17 protein-coding genes are annotated in these 18,098 nt (G+C 66.5%); 4 read left to right on the forward strand and 13 right to left on the reverse strand.

The genetic code is table 11. The annotated features are described in order from the left end of the window. Positions 1–75: 75 nt before the first annotated feature. From ACODRZ_RS13245 to ACODRZ_RS13260, 4 genes are read right to left on the reverse strand one after another with little or no spacing between them, the layout of a single operon-like run. Positions 76–705: a DUF1109 domain-containing protein gene (locus ACODRZ_RS13245; RefSeq protein ID WP_488971291.1), complete on the reverse strand. Its 630-nt coding sequence runs from the start codon at positions 703–705 to the stop codon at positions 76–78. Then, positions 698–1,294: an RNA polymerase sigma factor gene (locus tag ACODRZ_RS13250; RefSeq protein WP_488971292.1), complete on the reverse strand. Its 597-nt coding sequence runs from the start codon at positions 1,292–1,294 to the stop codon at positions 698–700. The genes ACODRZ_RS13245 and ACODRZ_RS13250 overlap by 8 nt, the downstream gene beginning before the upstream one ends. A 54-nt stretch (positions 1,295–1,348) precedes the next feature. Then, on the reverse strand, positions 1,349–2,605 hold the full coding sequence (locus ACODRZ_RS13255; RefSeq protein WP_488971293.1) for a protein-disulfide reductase DsbD family protein: 1,257 nt from the start codon (positions 2,603–2,605) through the stop codon (positions 1,349–1,351). 46 nt (positions 2,606–2,651) lie between these two features. Then, the gene (locus ACODRZ_RS13260; RefSeq protein ID WP_488971294.1) at positions 2,652–3,209 is read right to left on the reverse strand and encodes a peroxiredoxin; all 558 of its coding nucleotides are present in this window, start codon (positions 3,207–3,209) and stop codon (positions 2,652–2,654) included. Positions 3,210–3,470: 261 nt separating this feature from the next. On the opposite strand from ACODRZ_RS13260, the gene egtB reads away from it, so the two are divergent. Both egtB and egtD read left to right on the forward strand, forming a co-directional pair. After that, positions 3,471–4,721 (forward strand): ergothioneine biosynthesis protein EgtB, encoded by a 1,251-nt coding sequence (gene egtB / locus ACODRZ_RS13265; RefSeq protein ID WP_488971295.1) that lies wholly within the window; start codon positions 3,471–3,473, stop codon positions 4,719–4,721. A gap of 3 nt (positions 4,722–4,724) precedes the next feature. Beyond that, complete coding sequence (egtD, locus tag ACODRZ_RS13270; protein WP_488971296.1) at positions 4,725–5,711, forward strand: L-histidine N(alpha)-methyltransferase; 987 nt, start codon at positions 4,725–4,727, stop codon at positions 5,709–5,711. 6 nt (positions 5,712–5,717) lie between these two features. Here the strand turns inward: egtD and ACODRZ_RS13275 are convergent, their stop codons facing one another. Next, positions 5,718–7,010 (reverse strand): glutamate carboxypeptidase, encoded by a 1,293-nt coding sequence (locus ACODRZ_RS13275; RefSeq protein WP_488971297.1) that lies wholly within the window; start codon positions 7,008–7,010, stop codon positions 5,718–5,720. On the opposite strand from ACODRZ_RS13275, the gene ACODRZ_RS13280 reads away from it, so the two are divergent. After that, complete coding sequence (locus tag ACODRZ_RS13280) at positions 7,009–7,188, forward strand: hypothetical protein (RefSeq protein WP_488971298.1); 180 nt, start codon at positions 7,009–7,011, stop codon at positions 7,186–7,188. The two genes, ACODRZ_RS13275 and ACODRZ_RS13280, sit on opposite strands and share 2 nt — an antisense overlap. On the opposite strand, the gene ACODRZ_RS13285 is transcribed toward ACODRZ_RS13280, so the two are convergent. The 8 genes from ACODRZ_RS13285 to ACODRZ_RS13320 all read right to left on the reverse strand — a co-directional run bounded on the left by ACODRZ_RS13285 (position 7,178) and on the right by ACODRZ_RS13320 (position 17,531). Next, on the reverse strand, positions 7,178–9,475 hold the full coding sequence (locus ACODRZ_RS13285; protein ID WP_488971299.1) for a TonB-dependent receptor: 2,298 nt from the start codon (positions 9,473–9,475) through the stop codon (positions 7,178–7,180). The genes ACODRZ_RS13280 and ACODRZ_RS13285 overlap by 11 nt on opposite strands. 241 nt (positions 9,476–9,716) lie before the next feature. After that, positions 9,717–10,991 carry a M20/M25/M40 family metallo-hydrolase gene (locus tag ACODRZ_RS13290; protein WP_488971300.1) on the reverse strand — a complete coding sequence of 425 codons (1,275 nt, stop codon included), beginning with the start codon at positions 10,989–10,991 and terminating at the stop codon, positions 9,717–9,719. A 273-nt stretch (positions 10,992–11,264) separates the two neighbouring features. Continuing rightward, positions 11,265–12,236 carry a sugar phosphate isomerase/epimerase family protein gene (locus ACODRZ_RS13295; protein WP_488971301.1) on the reverse strand — a complete coding sequence of 324 codons (972 nt, stop codon included), beginning with the start codon at positions 12,234–12,236 and terminating at the stop codon, positions 11,265–11,267. Between the two features lie 31 nt (positions 12,237–12,267). Next, positions 12,268–13,548 (reverse strand): MFS transporter, encoded by a 1,281-nt coding sequence (locus ACODRZ_RS13300; protein ID WP_488971302.1) that lies wholly within the window; start codon positions 13,546–13,548, stop codon positions 12,268–12,270. Continuing rightward, on the reverse strand, positions 13,545–13,880 hold the full coding sequence (locus tag ACODRZ_RS13305; protein WP_488971303.1) for a Zn-ribbon domain-containing OB-fold protein: 336 nt from the start codon (positions 13,878–13,880) through the stop codon (positions 13,545–13,547). The genes ACODRZ_RS13300 and ACODRZ_RS13305 overlap by 4 nt, the downstream gene beginning before the upstream one ends. Next, positions 13,877–15,061, reverse strand: a complete 1,185-nt coding sequence (locus ACODRZ_RS13310) for a thiolase family protein (RefSeq protein WP_488971304.1) — start codon at positions 15,059–15,061, stop codon at positions 13,877–13,879. The genes ACODRZ_RS13305 and ACODRZ_RS13310 overlap by 4 nt, the downstream gene beginning before the upstream one ends. A gap of 5 nt (positions 15,062–15,066) precedes the next feature. Continuing rightward, positions 15,067–16,692: an AMP-binding protein gene (locus ACODRZ_RS13315; RefSeq protein WP_488971305.1), complete on the reverse strand. Its 1,626-nt coding sequence runs from the start codon at positions 16,690–16,692 to the stop codon at positions 15,067–15,069. A 140-nt stretch (positions 16,693–16,832) separates the two neighbouring features. After that, positions 16,833–17,531 carry a GntR family transcriptional regulator gene (locus ACODRZ_RS13320; RefSeq protein WP_488971306.1) on the reverse strand — a complete coding sequence of 233 codons (699 nt, stop codon included), beginning with the start codon at positions 17,529–17,531 and terminating at the stop codon, positions 16,833–16,835. Positions 17,532–17,679: 148 nt separating this feature from the next. Between ACODRZ_RS13320 and ACODRZ_RS13325 the strand changes: the two genes are divergently transcribed. After that, positions 17,680–18,018, forward strand: coding sequence for a DUF2322 family protein (locus tag ACODRZ_RS13325; protein ID WP_488971307.1), 339 nt, complete (start codon positions 17,680–17,682; stop codon positions 18,016–18,018). Positions 18,019–18,098: the final 80 nt, after the last annotated feature.

Raw genomic sequence — 18,098 nt, forward strand, 5'->3', positions numbered from 1 at the left:
CCCCCCCCCCCCCCCCCCCCCCCCCCCCCCCCCCACTTTCATTTTCGGCGTGCCGGTATTTTCAGGCGCGATATCTCACGCCGCGATCGCCTTGCGGCCGACTGCGATGGTCAGTGCGCCAAGCAGGATGCCGGCGGCGAGATGGCCGGCGAAGTCCATCGCCGACATTGCGACGGGGTGGCAGAACGCCAGCAGTCCGAACGACAGGAATGCCGTTCCCGCTCCGGCGAGCGTCAGGGAGCGGATCGGGTGGAGCGACCGCGTGCGCCGCAGTGCGAGCACGGTGACCGCGATCATGGGGGCTCCGGCGACCAGCACGAACGTGAAGCAGTAGCTGCCGTGGCCCAACTGCCCGACGGGATGGCGGGCTATGCCGATGCTGTAGGCCGCCAGTGCCAGCCAGATGGTCAGGCAGGTCACGATCCAGCCGTTTACCCGCGCGACCCGGCCCGGCACGCTAATCGACAGGGCGGCCGTGAGCGCGGCGATCCCCAGGCCAAGCGAAAGCAGGATGTTCGCGGCCGCGACCCCGGCGAGGGGGCCGCTCCAGTCCGTCCCGGCGCGATGGAGCAGCTGCGTCATGAGCCAGCCGAAGCCCAGTGCAACCGGGGTCCAGCCGAGCGCCCGGCGCCAGGCCGGAGCCACGCGCCGTACCGGCGCTGCCTCGTCGCAAAGCGTGTCGATAAGGGTGTCATGGTCAACCATGTGTCTGCTTTCCATGTTCGCGCAGTCTGGTGATCGCGCGGTGCAGCAAGGATTTTACGGCGGAGACGGAGAGGCGGCTTTCCTGCGCGGCGGCATCGAGCGTCATCTCCTGCAGCTTCACCAGTTCTATCATCTGGCGCTGGCGTTCGGGCAGGATGTCGAGCATCCCCGCCAGTTCCCGTTCGGCGTCGATGGCGTCGAAAGCCGCCGCAGCGCCGGGATCGACGGTGCCGGACAGGGTTTCGTCCCGGTTGATCTCCCTGCCGCGCGACCGACCCTGCCGCCGCAGCGCATCTACCGCCCTTGCCGAGACGATGGCCGAGACCCACGGCAGCAGCGGCAGCGCCGGATCATAGGTATGGCGCAGGCGATGCAGGGTCATCAGCACGTCCTGCACGACATCCTCGGCCAGCGCTTCGTCGAAGATGCGGCGGCGCACCCTGACCCGGACGACCGGCACTAGCGCGCGCAGGACCAGCCGGTAGGCGCGCTGGTCGCCGTCCTGCGCCCGCCGCATGAGGGTGGGCCATGCATCCTGTGGCGCGGCATTCTCCGGCGCCACATTTTCCGACGACAGTGTATCGTTCACTCGGGGGCCACGCGGCTTCCGGGATGAACGGGCGGGATCGTATGCATCGTCTCGTCAAACCTTCTTGCCGGACGCGGCCTGCAGTGCATCGAGCGTGGTCTTCGTGTCCAGCACTTGCGGCAATATTACCGGATCGCCGCCCCTGGCCGGATAGACAAGGTAGAGCGGCAGCCCTGAGCGGCCCAGTCCCATCATAGCCTGCTCGATCCGCGCATCATAGTTGGTGGAGTCCGCCACCATGTAGGTGGTGCCGGTGCGCGCGATGCCGTCCTTGAAAGCGGCGGTGGAGAGCACGGCCTTTTCGTTGACCTTGCAGGTCAGGCACCATTCGGCCGAGAAATCGACGAAGACCGGGTGACCGGCTGCCCGCGCCTTCGCGACCGCTTCGGGCGACCAGGACACCGGCGCGATGTCGGTCCGTTCGCTGCGGGCGGATGCCTGCATCTGCGCGGCCGGGGGGGAGGCTCGCAGCGCATTGCCCGGCATGGCGCAGAGCACCGCGATCGTCGCCGCGCCCGCGATCGTGACACCGTGCAGGACAGCGGCGGGGCGACCGACCATCGCGCGCCTTTGCGCCATGCCGTAGATCCAGCATGTAAAGGCCAGCAGCAGGGCGCAACCCAGCATCAGCGCCAGGCCCGCGCTTCCGGTCTGCTGTGCCAGCACCCATAACAGCCATGCGGCGGCGGCCAGCATTGGGAAGGCCAGCGCATGCTTGAGCGTCGTCATCCATGCTCCGGGTCGCGGCAGGCGCCTCGCCAGCGCCGGGCTGAAGGACAGCGCCGTGAAGGGCGCGGCCACGCCCAGACCCAGCGCCGCGAAGATGGCGAGCGCGGCCAGCGGCGGCTGGACGAGCGCGAAGCCGATGGCCCCTGCCATGAACGGTCCGGCGCAGGGCGTCGCCACGACCACGGCCAGCGCGCCGGTGAGCGCCGCACCCAGCAGCCCGTCCTTCCCGTCCAGAGTCTGCCCCATGCGCTGCAGGCCCAGGCCGAACTCGAAGAGACCGGCAAGGTTGAGCGCCGAACCCAGCAGTACCAGCACCAGCACGGCGACCACGAGCGGGGACTGGAGCTGGAAGCCCCAGCCCACCGCCTGCCCGCCGGCACGCAGGGCGATCAGCGTGCCGGCGAGGGCCAGCATCGCCAGCACGGTTCCGCCGAGGAATGCCAGCCCCTCATGCCGCATCCGCTGCGGATCGCCACCCTGGCGGGCCAGCCCGAACGCTTTCAGCGAGATGATCGGAAAGACGCAGGGCATCAGGTTGAGGATCAGCCCGCCGAGGAAGGCGGACAACAGGGCAACTGGCATGACGGGGCCTCTTGGCGACGGGAAGGATCGATCGTGGCGGAAAAGGTCAGCCGTGCCTGGCTTTCCATGCGCGCACTGCGGCCATCGTCTTCTCGATGTGGGCCTGCGGGTTCATGTCGGTGTAGCTGAGCAGGATCGTGCCGTTGGGCGCGATCACGAACGAGGTCCGGTTGGAAATCGTCTGCTTGCCCCCCTGCATCGTCGCGTCGAACTTCGCGGCGACCTTGGCGTTCGGGTCGGCGGCGACGGCGAACTGGTTGCGGCATTCCGACTTCGAGAATTCGGCGACACGCTCGACATTGCCCGCGGTCACGCCGATCACGCTGGCGCCCAGCTTCTTGAAATCGCCGGTGGCTTCGGCGAAGAGGTGCGCCTCGACCGTGCAGCCGGACGTGAAGGCGGCGGGGAAGAAGTAAAGCACGACCGGCCCCTTCTTCAGCGCCTTGGCCAGCGAGAGGTCGAAGGGCTTGCCGCCCAGCGCGGCGTGCAAGGTGAAGTCGGGGGCCTTCGCGCCTTGCGGCAGGGCGGCGAAGCTCTGGCTCGGCATGGCGGCCATGAATAGACCAACGGCCAGCGACAAGGCGAAATTCTTCCGGATTTTCATCGGCTCTGCTCCAACAGGGGGCTCCAGGAGGATATGGTGAAGGCGCTTTGATCGGCGCCTGCCCATCGCTGTTCGCTGGCGGGCGGCAAAAAGTTGCGGTGCGAAAATTTTCCCGCCGCATTTTTTTGAAACGGCGAGGTTCTGGGCGCTATTCTCTCTCCGAACGACGCCGCTCGTCCCGGATCGGATGCGGGCGGGCGCAATTCGTCGCAATATTCATTCCGTCATGCATCCGCGGGCGGCACCGGTCGTTAAAGCGGCATGGCCACCACGACCGACCGTTCGCCCCTGGTGGCTTCCGCCTCATGTCAGGCGACCCGTTTCACCAAAGTCCGCAGTCTCACCGAGGCGCTTGTCGCCCCGCTGTCCGATGCCGACGCCACCATCCAGTCCATGCCGGACGCCTCCCCGGCGAAGTGGCATCTGGCGCATACGACGTGGTTCTTCGAAACTTTCGTGCTGCGCGACCACCTGCCCGGCTACAGGCTGTTCGACGAGGCCTGGCCGTTCCTGTTCAATTCCTATTATGAGGCGGAAGGGCCGCGCCACGCGCGCCCGCAGCGCGGGATGCTCTCGCGCCCCGCGCTGGACGAAGTGCTGGCCTACCGCGCCCATGTCGACGCGCATGTGGAACTGCTTCTGGATCGCGCCGACCTTGCCGGACTGATCGCGCTGGGGCTCAACCACGAGCAGCAGCACCAGGAACTGCTGCTAACCGACCTGAAGCACGCGCTTTCGCTGAACCCCCTGGCGCCTGCCTATGCCCGTCCGCTCGCATCGGAGTGCGGGGCGGCGTCCGTCGGACCGATGGGCTGGCATTGGTACGAAGGCGGTCGCCATCGTATCGGACATGGCGGCGGGGAACGCGACTTCGCGTTCGACAACGAAGGCCCGGAACACGAGGTGCTGCTCGAACCTTTCGCCCTCGCCCGTCGTCTCGTGACGAACCGCGAATGGGCGGAGTTCGTCGCCGACGGCGGCTATCGCAACCCGGCGCTGTGGCTGTCGGACGGGTGGGCCTGGATCAATGCAGAGGGGCTGACGGCGCCGCTCTACTGGCGCGATGACATGGCCTTCACGCTGTCCGGTCTCCAGCCGATCCTGCCCGATGCGCCGGTTGCGCATGTCTCGTTCTACGAAGCCGACGCCTTCGCCACCTGGGCGGGGCACCGCCTCCCGACCGAGTTCGAATGGGAAGTCGCGGCGGCGGGGCATGATCCGGCGGGCGGCATACAGCTTGACGAAGCTGTCGGTGCCCACCCCCAGGGGTCGTCCGACCTGTTCGGGGACTGCTGGCAATGGACCCGTTCCGCCTACCTGCCCTATCCGCGCTTCCGCCCGGCGGCAGGTGCGGTGGGTGAATACAACGGCAAGTTCATGTCCGGGCAGTGCGTGCTCAAGGGCGCCAGCTGCGCGACGCCGCGCGGGCACTCGCGCGGCACGTATCGCAACTTCTTTCCCCCCGACAAGCGCTGGCAGTTCACCGGCGTGCGCCTCGCTAAGGACTTGTAGACCATGGCCACCGCCGTCCGCGAACTGATCGATACCTCCCGCGATGCGCTGCGCGCGCAGTTCCGCCGCGACGTGCTGACCGGCCTCTCGCAGCCGCGCAAGGCGATTCCGGCGCGCTGGTTCTACGACCATCGCGGCAGCCAGCTGTTCGAAGAGATCACCCGGCTGCCCGAATACTATCCCACTCGCGTCGAGACCGGTATCCTCATGGCCCACGCCACGCGGATCGGGCGCATGGTCGGATCGCGGCATCACGTCGTCGTGGAGTTCGGCGCGGGCAGCGCGACCAAGACGCCGCTGCTGCTCGATGCGATCTGGACCGCCGCTTACGTGCCGATCGACATTTCGGGCGCATTCCTTTCCGAATCCTGCGAGGCGCTGGCGGCGCGCTATCCCGAACTGCCGATCCACCCGGTCGAGGCGGACTTCAGCATGCCCACCGCGCTGCCCGCCGAAGTGGGCGATCATCCGCGTCTGGGCTTCTTTCCCGGCTCCACGATCGGCAACATGGAGCCGCTGGCGGCCGCCGACCTGCTGCGTTCGATGCGCGAGACGCTGGGCGCGGGCAGCCTGCTGCTGATCGGCTTCGACCGCATCAAGGCGGAGGTGGAACTCGTCCGCGCCTACGACGATGCGCAAGGCGTGACGGCGGCGTTCAACCTCAATCTGGCGGATCGCATCAACCAAGAGCTTGGCGGCACGATTCCGCGTGACGGGGTTGCGCACCGCGCGGTCTGGAACGACGATCGCGCCCGGATCGAGATGCACATCGCAGCGACGCGCGACATCGATTTCGAGGTCTGCGGCCGCTGTTTCACGATGGCGGCGGGCGAGACGATCCACACCGAAAACAGCCACAAGTACGATCCGCGCAGCGCCGACACGCTGCTGCTGGCGGGGGGCTGGGAACCGCTGCAGGGCTTCGGCGATGCGGATGACAAGTTCATGGTCATCCTGGCGCGCGCGATCGGCGATGAATTGACCGCCTGAAAAAGGTTACCGCCCGGCCAGCACCATGATCGTGCGTGCCATGACATAGAGCGAGGACGGCAATGAGCCGAGGTCCGCGGTTTCCTCGCCGAACGTGTGGCCATGCGAACCGCCGATGCCGAAGCTTTCGACCACGCCCGCCTTGCCCGAAGCCGCCGCATAGGCCGCGTCGCTGCCGCCGCCGAATGGCCGGTCCAGAATGGTGATCGGATATCCGAAATCGCGCGCGGCCTCGGCGGCGACACTGGCCATGTTGCGCGCGGTGTCGGTGGGGATCATCGGCGGGCGGTTGCGGTTCAGGGTGAAGCTTACCCGCGTGCCCGGCACTGCCGGCGTGGAGGCCAGTTGCCGCAGGTGGGCCATCGTCGCGGTGACGTCTGCCTCGTCAACGTAGCGGATGTCGGCCGTCACTTCGGCGAGGTCGGGGATAATGTTGTGCTTCGCCCCTGAACTGGCAATCGTCCAGTTGAACTTGAACCCTCTTGCCGGGTCGGAGAGCGCGGCGGTGCGGACGATCATGTCGGCGGCCTCCACCAGCGCGTTGCGTCCGTCCTGCGGGGCGACACCGGCGTGGGCGGCCTTGCCCTCGACCTTCATCGACAGCGTGGCGATGCCGCTGGTCGCGAGGATACGTTGCCCGCCGCCCGGCTCGCAGGACAGCACATAGTCGTGGCGCGCGCCCAGTTGCTCGATCAGGCGGCGCGAGCCGGGGGAGCCGATCTCCTCGTCCGGATTGAATGCCACGGTGATCGTGTCATAGTCGTCGAAGCCCAGTTCCCGGAGCATTTCCAGGGTGCCGAGGATCACGGCGATGCCGCCCTTGTCATCGCTGACGCCGGGGCCGGTGGCCTGGTCGCCGGCGACCCTGAACGGCCACCGCGCGGCAGCGCCGGGCTGGTAGACCGTGTCAATGTGGGCAAGCAGAAGGAAGCGGCGGCCATCCTTTCCCGCGCTTTTCCCGTGCAGCGTGGCGACCAGCATGTCACCGGCGGCGGGTGGCACCGCCTTGCGCTCCACGGTTGCGCCGAGCCCGTTCAGGCGAGCCGCGAGATAGTCCGCCATCGCCTTGAGGCCGGGGGCGTCGGATGAGCCGGAATCGATCGAGACCATCTCCCCAAGTTGCCGGATCGAGGCTGGAACCTGGTGCTCGACCGCCCCCCTGAGGGCCGCTTCGGAAGGCTGCGCGACAGCGGCACTCAACGGCACACAAAGCGTGCACAGCGATACCAGCAGTGCACTTCGCGTCCTCTTGCGATGGCTGCACGAGACGAACGGGGGCGAAGGCGGACGATGTGGCATGAAGCGCGATCCTGAGCATTGGAAGAGACGACCGGCGGGTACTGTGCCGGCTTTGGCCTATTCGATTTTCTGCCTTGTCGGGATTCGCATCCGGGCCTTGCGAGTGGAAAAGGGCGACGCCTTGCAGCGCCGCCCGTTCCCGTTCGCCATGCGGTCGGAGCGGCGGCTTACCAGTTGAAGGTCAGCGACGCGCCGAAGGTCCGGGGCGCCTGGTACTGGTAGCGGTACGACTGGTAGGTCGCGCTCGTCGGCAGGGCGCCGTTGGCGAGGATCAGGCGATCCTCGATGTTGCGCACGTAAGCGGTCAGCGTCCAGTTCGCCGCGCCCGGGGTGTAGGTCACCATCAGGTCGGAGCGGGTATAGCCCTTCTGCCTGTCGGTATCGAAGTTGTAGATCTGGAAGTAGCTCCTGGACTCGATATGCGTCTGCGCGCGCGGGGTCAGGGTGCCGCCAAGCACGTGGAAGTCGTGCTGGTAGCCCAGGTTGATCGACCAGTCGGGCGACTGCGGCGGGCGCTTGCCCGACAGCTGGTAGTTGTAGCCGACGACGGTGCTGCCGTCGCTGCCGTAGACCGGCACGGCGCGGCCGTCGGCCTGCGCGTAGCGCAGCAGCACGCCGCTGGTGCCGGTCGCGAAGTCCACGTAGCGGGCGTGGGAGTAGGCGATGTAGACCGAGAACTGGTCGTCCGGCGTCGGCTGCCAGATGGTGTCGAGTTCGATGCCCTTGTAGCGCGACTTGCCCGCGTTCAGGATCTGCACCGAGACACCGCCCGCCGAGTTGATGATCGACTGGCTGACCTGCTGGTCGGTGTAATTGTACAGGTAGGCCGAAAGGTTCACCTGCAGCGTATTGCCGAAGAAGCGGTTCTTCGCGCCGATCTCGTACGACTGCACGGTTTCGGGATCGTAGATGCCAAGGTCGGTGAAGCCGCCCGCCTTGTAGCCGGTGTCGAACTTGGCATAGACCATGTTCTGCGGCGTGATCTGGTAGTCCAGACCGGCGTGGAACGTCGTCTTGCTCGACTTGGCGACCTGGTAGCCGGTGGTCGTGGTGTAGGCGCAACTGTCCGTCAGGTCGCAGCGGGTGGCGATGTAGGTGTTGAAGTTGGTCGTCAGGATATTGGTGTGACGATCCTTCTTGTCCTTCGAATAGCGCGCGCCCAGCGATGCCGTCAGGCCAGGGACGATCTCATACGAGGCCTGCCCGAACAGCGCCTTGGCCTCTGCGGTGATATCCGGGTACGTGAAGCGCTGGATGAGGAAGTAATCCCCATGCATGTTGTCCTGATCCGGGTAATCGGTGAACAGGCCGACGAAGTCGTTGGTCTCGCGGAAGTAGTAGGCGCCGAACTGCCACTTGAGCGGGCCGGTGGAGTTCGATGACAGCCGTACTTCGTGGTTCCAGGTCCCTACGTCCTCGTACTGCTCGAACGACAGGGTCTGGCGGTTGGTGCCGGGATTTCCGCCGAATGCGTACTTGCGGCCATAGTCGAAGTGGCGATAGCCGCCCTGGTAGGTCAGCGTCGCGAAATCGAGGTCGTAGTCGATCTGCGAGCGCACGTTCCACACGGTGTAGCGCATGAAGCCGCCGTCCGGGCTGTAGAAGCTCTTGGCGCTGCCCTTGTCGGGAGCCTGCAGGATGATGTCGCCGACGTTGAAGCCGCTGGGCACGTTGGCGGCGGTATAGGTCTGCAGCGGGAAGCCGTTGATCACGGTGCCGACGCCGTTGTTGTGCGCGTATTCGCCGGTCAGCAGCACGTTGAGGCGCGAGGTCGGCTTCCACAGCACATGCAGGCGCGCGGCCTTGCTGTGCTCGTCATCGCCGTCCTTGCCCGGCGTGTTGCGATAGCCGTTGCGGTCGCGCGTCTGGAACGAGGCGCGGATGGCGAGGTCGTCGGTGACCGGCAGGTTCACCATGCCCTTGGTCGAGTAGAGATCGTAGTTGCCGATCTCGCCGCCGAGCTGTGCCTTGAAGCCGTCGAGCGAGGGCTTGGCGGTGATCACCTGGATCGCGCCGCCGGTGGCGTTGCGCCCCAGCAGGGTGCCCTGCGGCCCGCGCAGCACTTCGATGCGTTCAAGGTCGAAGAAACCCGCCTGCAGACTGGTCGCGCGCTGCAGGTTGAAGCCGTCGATGCTGATCGACACGGCGGGGTCGCCGATCTCGGTGACGTCACGGCTGGAGACGCCGCGCACGGCGATGATCGGCGCCGCGCCCGAATTGGTGATCGAGACCGAAGGCGCCACGCGGCTGATGTCATCGACATTGCCGACGCTGTTGCGCTGGAGCGTCTCGGCGCTCAGCACGGTGAGCGACAGCGGCGTCTTCTGCTCGGTGCTTGGACGCTTCTCTGCGGTGACGACGATCTCGCTGAGGCCGCCCTCGGTGCTGGCGGCATCCTGCGCGAAAGCAGGCAGGCTGATCGAACAGGCCGCCGCGCAGACCGCGAAGACGGATGTTCTCGACATAAAGGATCCCACGCTCATGTTCATTCCCCGATTGTCGCATCCCTCGCCTGTTCGATTGTCCGTCACCGATGGTGAGGCTGGTCGCGGGGGATGGATATTTTAAATATGAAGTTTCATGGTCTTCTGGCGCGGCGCCCGTTGCGGGCTGCCGGTTCGCTCCTGCCTGCTTGTCTTGTGTCTCCCTCGCCCTCTCGTTTCCTTGCCCGGTGCTCATGCGGCACCTTCGGGCATGTCCTGATCGCTACGGTTTCGCGCTCGCTGCCGAAATGATGGTGGCGAGATCGACCGTGAGGCCCCTGACGCTGGGTTCGAGCGCCACGTCGATCCACTCGTCGGGCGAATGTTCGGCGCCGCCGGTGCCGCCCGAGCCGATGGTTATGGCCGGGATGCCAAGGCTCATCGGGACGTTGGCGTCGGTCGAAACCTCGATGAAGCGGCCTTCGTATCCGAATGCCTCGGCGACGCGGAAGGCGATGGCGGCAAGCCCCTTCGTCTCGTCGGTGTGGCCCGCCGGGCGCTTGCCGATCACCTGGAAATCGACGCTGACCTTGCCGCGCGCGGTCGAGCGCGCGGCGTTCTCCTCATCCACGGCCTTCTGTGCGATGGCGTGGAGTTCGGCGTCCACCCGCGCGACTTCCTCAGGAGAAATCGACCGCATGTCGACGTCGAGGAAGACCTGCGGCGGGATCGTGTTGACCGAGGTGCCACCGCCCACCACGCTTGCCGAATAGGTGACCTTGGGTGCGGCAGGCAGCGCGATGTCGTAGAGCCCGGTCACCGTCTTCGCCAGCGGCACCATTGGATTGACGATGCCGAACTTGTCGTAGCTGTGGCCGCCGGGGCCGGAAAACACGATGTGATAGCGGTTCGACCCGACCCCGCGCGTGACGATGCCGCCGGAGCCCGAACTGTCGATGGAGATGAACCCGGCAGCCGCCCTGGCGCGCGGGTTGTTCTGGAACAGGTGGCGCATTCCGCGCAAGTCGCCCGGACCTTCCTCGCCGACGTTGCCTACGAACAGAATGTCGCGGTCGGTCTGCACGCCGGCCTTGTCCATGGCGCGGGCGATGGCGAGCAGTGTCGCAACGCCGCGGGAATCGTCTCCGATGCCGGGCGCCATCAGCTTCGTGCCGTCCCGCCGGACGGTGACGTCGGTGCCCTTCGGAAACACCGTGTCGAGATGCGCCGCGACGACGAGCGGGGGCAGTTTCGCATTGCGGCCGGGACGCAGGCCGATGACATTGCCGACCTCGTCGATGGTCACCGACCGGAGGCCGCTGTCACGCATCATCTGTGCGACCAGCTTGCCGCGGTCGGCTTCGCCGAAAGGCCAGGAAGCGGTCTGGGTGATCCTGATGATCTCTTCGACGAAGCGCTCGTGGCCAGCACGCAGCGCCTGCGCTGCCGACCTGAACGAACCCGTCGCGAGAACGCGCTCCACCACAGGCGGCTTGGCTGGCTTGACAGGGGCGGCCGAGACGGCGGCGGCAGCCAGAATGGCCAGGGCGAGGGGCATTTTCTGAATTCTCCTGATGAGCAATCAGGTCTCACTGCTTTATCGGGATCATGAGGGTTTTGCGGTCGCCTGAACCATGATCTTCCATGATTCGGTTCGTTTTCTCATGCGATTTTGCTGTGTGACAATTTTTTGTATCTCGTGCTGGATATCATTTCAAGCCAAAAGTGAATTCACAAAATACGATCCGGATTTATGGGGGATGCGGCCGGAATCACGAGGGGGTTCCGACCGCAGCATCGCCACATGCGGATCGCGCCGGGCCGTGGGCGATCAGCGGGCGACGTATTTCTCGACGTATCCGATCGCGCGGCGAAGCTCGTTTTCAGACGAGCCGCCGGCATACTCGTATTCGAGGATGAGGGGGATGTTCCACCGGTTCTCGGTGATCGTGCGCACGACGCCCGCGATGGGCGTGTCGCCTTCGCCGAAGGGCATGTTCATGCCGAAGTCCGCCTTGCGGTCCTTCAGGTGGACGCTGCAGACCTTGTCATGATGCTTGTGGAGGAAGCCCAGGGTGTCGAACCCGGCAGCGGCGAAATGGCCGATGTCGAAGTTCAGGCGATACCAGGGTGACATCGCCAGTCCCTGCTCGAAGCTGCCGGGCGTGGCGAGCTGGTTGGGATCGCGCAAGTTGGAATGGCCGTGCAGGCCCAGCATCGTGCGGTGCTTCGCGGCGAAAGGTACGGTGCGCTTCGCCATCGAAAGCGTCGTCGAGGCAGTCATCAGGTTGATGCCCAGGGCTTTCGTCACGGCGAAACCCCATTCGACTTCGGCGTCGGTGCAATCGTCCTTGAGGCCGAAGTTGAACGCCTGGACCTCGATCCCGGCGGCGCGGAAACGGCGGCCTATCTCACGGAAATGGCTGACCGGGGTGGCCATGCGCCAAGTGCGGATGGCCTCGCGGTTCCGGAGCACTTCGGCCGGGCGCGGTCCTTCGGGCGGGCGCCCGTAGAGCGAGGCTTCGGTCGGCTTGCCGCCGGTGAAGGCCCAGGGTGCATGGGCGGAAAGCGCGGGGGGCTGCACGGTCGGCTCGAACAGTTCGATCATGTCGACGTTCAGGTCCTTGCAGGCATGGATCATCTTGTCGACCATGTCGCCGGGCGTCGGCAGCAGGTCACGCAGGCTGTAGGTCTGGATGCCGATGCGGACCTTGCCGGTGCGTGCACGCGCGATCGCGGGCATCGAAGCGGTGGCCAGACCGGTCGCGGCGGCGGTCAGAAGGGAGCGGCGGGTAAGGTCCATGGCGGTCTCCTGCGGTAGATGGGAAGGGAAATCAGGGTTTCGGGCGCCACAGCAGCAGCGAGGACGCCGACACCAGGCAGATCGCGCCGAGGAACAGCGCCACCGGCGTCGGGCTGCGGTAATGGGCGTAGAGCGCCGTCGCGATCAGCGGCGAGAAGCCGACGATGAGCGAGGACACCTCGTGCGCCATGGCAAGGCCGGAATAGCGCACGCGGGCGCTGAACATCTCGCTGTACATCGCAGGCTGCACGCCGACCATCGCGGCGTGGCATACCCCGTTGCCGATGACGAAAGCCAGCACGATCAGCATCGTCGATCCGGATTCGAGCATCGCGAAGAACGGATAGGCGAAGACCAGCATCGCCAGCGCGCCGAAGATGTAGACGGGGCGCCGCCCGAAGCGGTCCGAAAGCGCACCGAACACCGGCATCATCATGCTGTCCGCCAGCATGCCCAGCGTCACGCCCAGCATCAGCGTGTCCACTTCGGCGCCCACCGCCTTGCCGTAAGCCAGCGCGAAAGTGATGAACAGGTGCGAGCCGCATGTCTCGGCCAGGCGCGCGCCGATGCCCACGATCATCTCGCGCGGGTGCTGGCGCAGCACTTCGGCCAGCGGCGCGTGCTGCGGGCCTTCAGCCTCGGCGGCCTGGAAGTCCTGCGTCTCGGAGACGCGGAAGCGGATGAACAGGCCGACCGCGAAGATCGTGATGCTGACAAGGAAGGGCACGCGCCAGCCCCAGCTGACGAAGTCCTCCTGCGGCAGCAGTCCGGCAAGGTAGAAGGCGAAAGTCGAGAGCACGAAGCCCAGGCCCACGCCGCTCTGGCTGAGGGCGCCGAACATGCCCTCGCGCCCGGCGGGGGCGTTTTCGGTGATGAGCAGCACGCCGCCGCCCCACTCGCCGCCCGCCGCTATGCCCTGCGCGACGCGCAGCGCGACGAGCGCGATCGGTGCCCAGATCCCGATCTGCGTGTACGTGGGCAGCAGGCCGATCAGGAAGGTCGCCAGGCCCATGATGGCCAGTGTCCAGAACAGCGAGGTCTTGCGGCCGTAGCGGTCGCCCACATGCCCGAACACGAGCCCGCCCAGCGGCCTCGCGGCAAAGCCGACGGCATAGCCCGCGAAGGAGACCAGCGTGTTGACCAGCGGGTCTGCCCCGACCGGAAAGAACAGGTCGCCGAACACCAGCGCGGCTGCGGTGGCGTAGAGGAAGAAGTCGTACCATTCGAGCGTGTTGCCCACGATCGATGCGGCGATGGCGCGCCTCAGGGTGCGCTTGCGGTCTGCGGCTTCGGAAACTGAATTCACCGTCATGATCCTTGGACCTGCTGCGCCGGGTGGGCGATGATGGCGCCCGGCCGATCCGGGCAGGGCGAGAGTTCGACGCTCGATCCCGCATGCGCGCCGGGCGCGAGCAGGGCGATCAGGCGGATGCCGAGCGGGCTGGCGACGGCCCCTGTCCGCAGTGGCCCGTCGGCGAGCAGGGCCGGATCGAGCGAGCGGTGGATCGTCGCTTCGCTGATGACGGTGCCGGCGACGGGCACCTCCTGCACCTCCAGTTCGGGCGAAAGGCAGATGCGACAGGCATCGCGCGAAGGATACTGGGCGGCGGCGCAGGCGCGGCAGAACTGCAGCGGCAGGCTCATGCGATCCGCTCCAGCAGCACCGCGCCCGTCGCCAGGCAGCGGTCATACGTGACCATCCCGTAGCCGCTCGCCAGCGCGATCCGGGCACCGGGGACTTGCGCGCCGAGTGGCTGGCCGGTGACCTGTCGCAGCGCCTCGACCACCGGCAGGAAACCGCCCGCCGCCCCGGCCTGCCCGCAAGAGAGCTGGCCTCCGCAGGTATTGTGCGGGAAGTCCCCGGCGACGGTAAGGTCGCGCGCGCGCAGGAAGGCGGGCGCCTCTCCCTTGCCGCAAAAGCCGAGATCCTCGATCTGCATGGCCGAGATCACCGGGTAGTCGTCATAAGTCTGCACGCAGTCGACATCGCCGGGTGCGATGCCGGCCTGCGCCCACAAGGCGTCGGCATCCATCGCCCAGCCGCCCCGGATCGCCACCGGGTCGGCGAAATAGGCGTTGTGTCGCTCGATCGAGCCCATGATGCGCGCGCCCTTGAGGCCGAGATCGCGCGCGCGCTCCTCGGTCATGACGAGGAAGGCTTCGGCGCCGGCGCAAGGCATCACGCAGTCGAACTTGTGGATCGGCTCGACGATCGGCGGCGCGGCGAGGTAGCCCGCCATGTCGAGCGGCCTGTCGCCCAGCAGCGCGTTGGGATTGCCGGCCGCGTTGGCGCGCTGCGAGACAGCGATCCGGCCGAAATCCTCTGCGCTCGCACCGAAGCGGCGCATGTAGTTGTCGGTGATGAGCGCGAAGACGCCGTTCGGCCCCGCCTTCCCCTGCGGCAGGACCGCCTCGTTGGAAAAACGGCTGAAATCGCCGACGAGCCGCGCGAAAGTCTGCGCATTGGCAGTATCCGCCGCGATGCAGGCGACCACCGAGGCATCGCCGCATTGCACCGCGCGCGCGGCCCGGCGCAGTGCCATGACGCCGCTGGCGCCGCCGGTGGGCAGCCACTCGATCCAGCGCGGGGACATGTCGAAATGCTCGGTCAGGGCCACCGTGGTGTCCGATCCGAGAGTGAACGAGGAGCAGGCCAACCCGTCGATCTCGTCCTTGGCGATGCCGCTTTTCGCGACCAGCGCGGCAAGCGCGCGGCCGAAGAACCAGTGCGCCTGCCGCTCGCTGGAACGCTGATAGGGCACCGTCACCGGACAGGCGACGGCGACGCCCTGGTAGCCCTGCGCAGGGGAAGTCGATCGGGCCATCGCGTTCAGGCCTGCTTGCGCTTGAGCGCGCGCAAATCGAAGGCCTCGCCCGCCTCGACGATGGCGCGGCCGAGCTTGCGGATTTCTCCGCGCTGCAGTTTCTGCGAGCTGGTGGTCGGCAACGACTCCACGAAGGCGAGATAGCCTGGAACCTTGAAATACTGCAGCGTCCGCAGGCATGAGCGGGCGATTTCCTCGGCCAGATCCTCGTCGCCGGTGCCTTCCACCAGCGCCAGCACTTCCTCGCCGCGAATCTCGTCGGGAACGGGGGTGACGGCACAATGCGTCACCGCCGGGTGCTGCATCAGCGCGCCCTCGACCTCGACCGAGGCGATGTTCTCGCCGCTGCGACGCACGATGTTCTTGCTGCGATCGACGAAGAACAGGCTGCCTTCCTCGTTGGCCCGCACGATGTCGCCGGTGTGGAACCAGCCGCCTTCCCATGCCGCTTCGGTCGCTGCCGCGTCGTTATGGTAGCGGGTGAAGAACCAGCGGCGCGCATCCTCTCCGCGGGCGCGGACCAGCAGTTCGCCCGGTGTGCCGATGGGTACTTCCCGGCCTTCCTCGTCGACGAGGCGGATTTCGATCCCGGCGCCCGGCTTGCCGAAGCAGCGCTGGCCGACATGGCGCGGCTCATGACTGGCGGTGATCCACGCGCCCGCGCCCGTCTCGCTCATCGCCCAGGCCTCGATCAGCGGAAAGCCGTAGCGCTCCTCGAAAACCGCGTGATGGCGCGGATCGACCCCGGCGCCGAAGGCGAAGCGGATGGCGTGGCCTTTCCAGGCGGCAGGCGCATCGTCGCGCTGCAGCAGGATGGCCGGCATCACACCCAGATAGTGTACGATGGTCGCCTGCGTCTCGCACACCGTGCGCCACCAGGTAGAGGCGTGGAAGCGGTCGAGCTGGATCAGGCAGGCGCCGCTCGCCATCGCTGCCATGAACGAGCAGGCCAGCGCGTTCATGTGCGTGACGGGCAGCGGGGTCAGGATGCGCTCCTCCCCGGGACGGAAGGTGCAACGGCCGCCCAGCTGCGTGTAGAATTCGCCGATGCGGGTGAAGTAGCCGTTGGACAGGATGCAGCCCTTGGGCGTCCCGGTGGTCCCCGAGGTGAAGATCATCGCCGCTTCACTCTCGGCATCCGTCGAGCCGGGGAGGGCGGGGCGTCCGGCCGGGGGCAACGGGGCCTCGTCCGCCTCGGCCACCGGCACCGTTTCGGCGATGAGCGCCGCGATGCGATCCCGGTGGCATGGCCGGCACACGACCATGTCGAGTTCGGCCAGCGTCATGATCTGGGCCAGTTCACCATCGCTCATGCCCGAATTGATCGGTGCGATGCTGGCGCCGCGCGCATTGAGCGCCAGGAAATGCAGGAAGAAATCCGGGTGGTTGTCGAGCGCCAGCCCGATGCGGTGGCCATGACCGATGCCGGCCTGTTCGTAACGACCGCGCAGGACGTCGACCCGCTCGATGGCCTCGGCGTAGGTGAGCGAAACGGCCGCATCGCCGTCCATCGCCTCGGCGGGGGCATGGAGGAAGGGGCGGTCGGCCCAGCGCTTCCCGCTATGCGTGAAGACGGAATGAAGGGTGTCGGAGGTCGTCTCCATCTGCGTGGTCGCAGGTGCTTCGGTCATTGACTGTCTCGTGATCCTGGCGAAGGCGCGGCGACGCTTTTCAGGGTGCCTGGCGTCGGGAAATGATCCCTGTGAACCGTATAATAGAATTCAGTTTATACATAAAATTACTCGGCAGGCAAGCTGGAGATGAGGCGACGTCATCCAGCCAGGGTGCGGGCCTGTGCCGTTTCCATGCTGGTCGCGGCGATGAAGGCGTCGCGTGCGCGCACCACGAACTGAAGGGTGGCGTCCTGAACCAGCAGTGCATCCTTGCGTTCGAACCCGTCCAGCGTCCGGGTCAGCAGGTCAAGCACGACGTGCTGCGTCGCCGCGTCGAAGATGGTCGCCCGGCGCACGATCTGGACATGATCGACGTAGCGGCCGATCGAGGCGGCGAGCCTGCGGTTGGGCACTGCGTCGAGCCAGATCTGGCGGAACCGGTCGTTGGCCACCATCATGTTGCCAAGTTTCACTTCCGCCACTGCGCGGCGGGCTTCGGCAAGGGCTTCGCGCAGGGCGGCGATGGCGTCAGGATCGAGGGTGCGGCACGCCGATGCTGCGGCGCGTGGTTCCAACAGCATCCGGACCTCGAAGATTTCCTCGATGTCGTCGTAAGTCAGTCTGGGCAGGACGAAGCCTCGGGTCGTCCCCACCAGATAGCCTTCGTGGACAAGGCGCAGCAGGGCCTGCCGCACCGGCATGCGAGACAGGTTGAATTCCGTCGCGAGCTTGGAATCGACGATTCGCTCGTCCGGTTCGATCGCACCGCTTTTGATCCGTGCCAGCACTGCGGTGTATACTTCCGAATCTGTGCTGTTCAGCAGCGTACCGGTTTGCGCGGGCGCTTCCTGTTTCATCGGCTTCGCATTCTCCACAAGGTGATTTAGAATACACTTTTGACGCCTTGTGGCAAGGCCCGGCCAGCCTGCTGGTCGCCTCCGGCGTGGCAGGTGCCGACGGATGGTGTTAGAGGCCGCCGCCCCACCAATACAGGAATGCCATTCGATGATTCAGCCCGGCGCGACGTTCAAGGACAATCTGCAGCAGCTTCCGCCGATCGCGGGGCTGGATCGCATCGATCTTATCGGGGCTGACGGCGAGGTTGTCGCCAGCATCGAGAACCAGCCCGGCAAGCAGGGCTCTCTCGCGGTGTACCAGTACCTCAAGCAGTCGTTCGGTGCGCTCGACGCCCGCGCGGCACAGCATGGGCTCGACGTGTTTGCGGAGCACACCGCCGATGCCCGCAACCGCCCCGGCGCGCATCCCAACATCGACCGTCTTCTGGACGTGGCGGCGGGCGGCAGCACGCTTGCCATCGAAGTAATCCCCCAGCCGCTCGGCTGAGGGCACGGCACGCGCCGGGTGCCTCGTCGCGGCCCTGCTTGATTGCGGCGCGCGCACACAAGTTTTCGGCGAACGATCCA

Source organism: Novosphingobium sp. FG90, from assembly GCF_057808725.1.

Bases quoted from the DNA above. Each gene is read 5' to 3' on its own strand.
- ACODRZ_RS13245 (WP_488971291.1), bottom strand. From the start codon at position 705: ATGGTTGACCATGACACCCTTATCGACACGCTTTGCGACGAGGCAGCG.
- ACODRZ_RS13255 (WP_488971293.1), bottom strand. From the start codon at position 2,605: ATGCCAGTTGCCCTGTTGTCCGCCTTCCTCGGCGGGCTGATCCTCAAC.
- ACODRZ_RS13260 (WP_488971294.1), bottom strand. From the start codon at position 3,209: ATGAAAATCCGGAAGAATTTCGCCTTGTCGCTGGCCGTTGGTCTATTC.
- egtB (WP_488971295.1), top strand. From the start codon at position 3,471: ATGGCCACCACGACCGACCGTTCGCCCCTGGTGGCTTCCGCCTCATGT.
- egtD (WP_488971296.1), top strand. From the start codon at position 4,725: ATGGCCACCGCCGTCCGCGAACTGATCGATACCTCCCGCGATGCGCTG.
- ACODRZ_RS13280 (WP_488971298.1), top strand. From the start codon at position 7,009: ATGAAGCGCGATCCTGAGCATTGGAAGAGACGACCGGCGGGTACTGTG.
- ACODRZ_RS13275 (WP_488971297.1), bottom strand. From the start codon at position 7,010: ATGCCACATCGTCCGCCTTCGCCCCCGTTCGTCTCGTGCAGCCATCGC.
- ACODRZ_RS13285 (WP_488971299.1), bottom strand. From the start codon at position 9,475: ATGTCGAGAACATCCGTCTTCGCGGTCTGCGCGGCGGCCTGTTCGATC.
- ACODRZ_RS13290 (WP_488971300.1), bottom strand. From the start codon at position 10,991: ATGCCCCTCGCCCTGGCCATTCTGGCTGCCGCCGCCGTCTCGGCCGCC.
- ACODRZ_RS13295 (WP_488971301.1), bottom strand. From the start codon at position 12,236: ATGGACCTTACCCGCCGCTCCCTTCTGACCGCCGCCGCGACCGGTCTG.
- ACODRZ_RS13300 (WP_488971302.1), bottom strand. From the start codon at position 13,548: ATGACGGTGAATTCAGTTTCCGAAGCCGCAGACCGCAAGCGCACCCTG.
- ACODRZ_RS13305 (WP_488971303.1), bottom strand. From the start codon at position 13,880: ATGAGCCTGCCGCTGCAGTTCTGCCGCGCCTGCGCCGCCGCCCAGTAT.
- ACODRZ_RS13310 (WP_488971304.1), bottom strand. From the start codon at position 15,061: ATGGCCCGATCGACTTCCCCTGCGCAGGGCTACCAGGGCGTCGCCGTC.
- ACODRZ_RS13315 (WP_488971305.1), bottom strand. From the start codon at position 16,692: ATGACCGAAGCACCTGCGACCACGCAGATGGAGACGACCTCCGACACC.
- ACODRZ_RS13320 (WP_488971306.1), bottom strand. From the start codon at position 17,531: ATGAAACAGGAAGCGCCCGCGCAAACCGGTACGCTGCTGAACAGCACA.
- ACODRZ_RS13325 (WP_488971307.1), top strand. From the start codon at position 17,680: ATGATTCAGCCCGGCGCGACGTTCAAGGACAATCTGCAGCAGCTTCCG.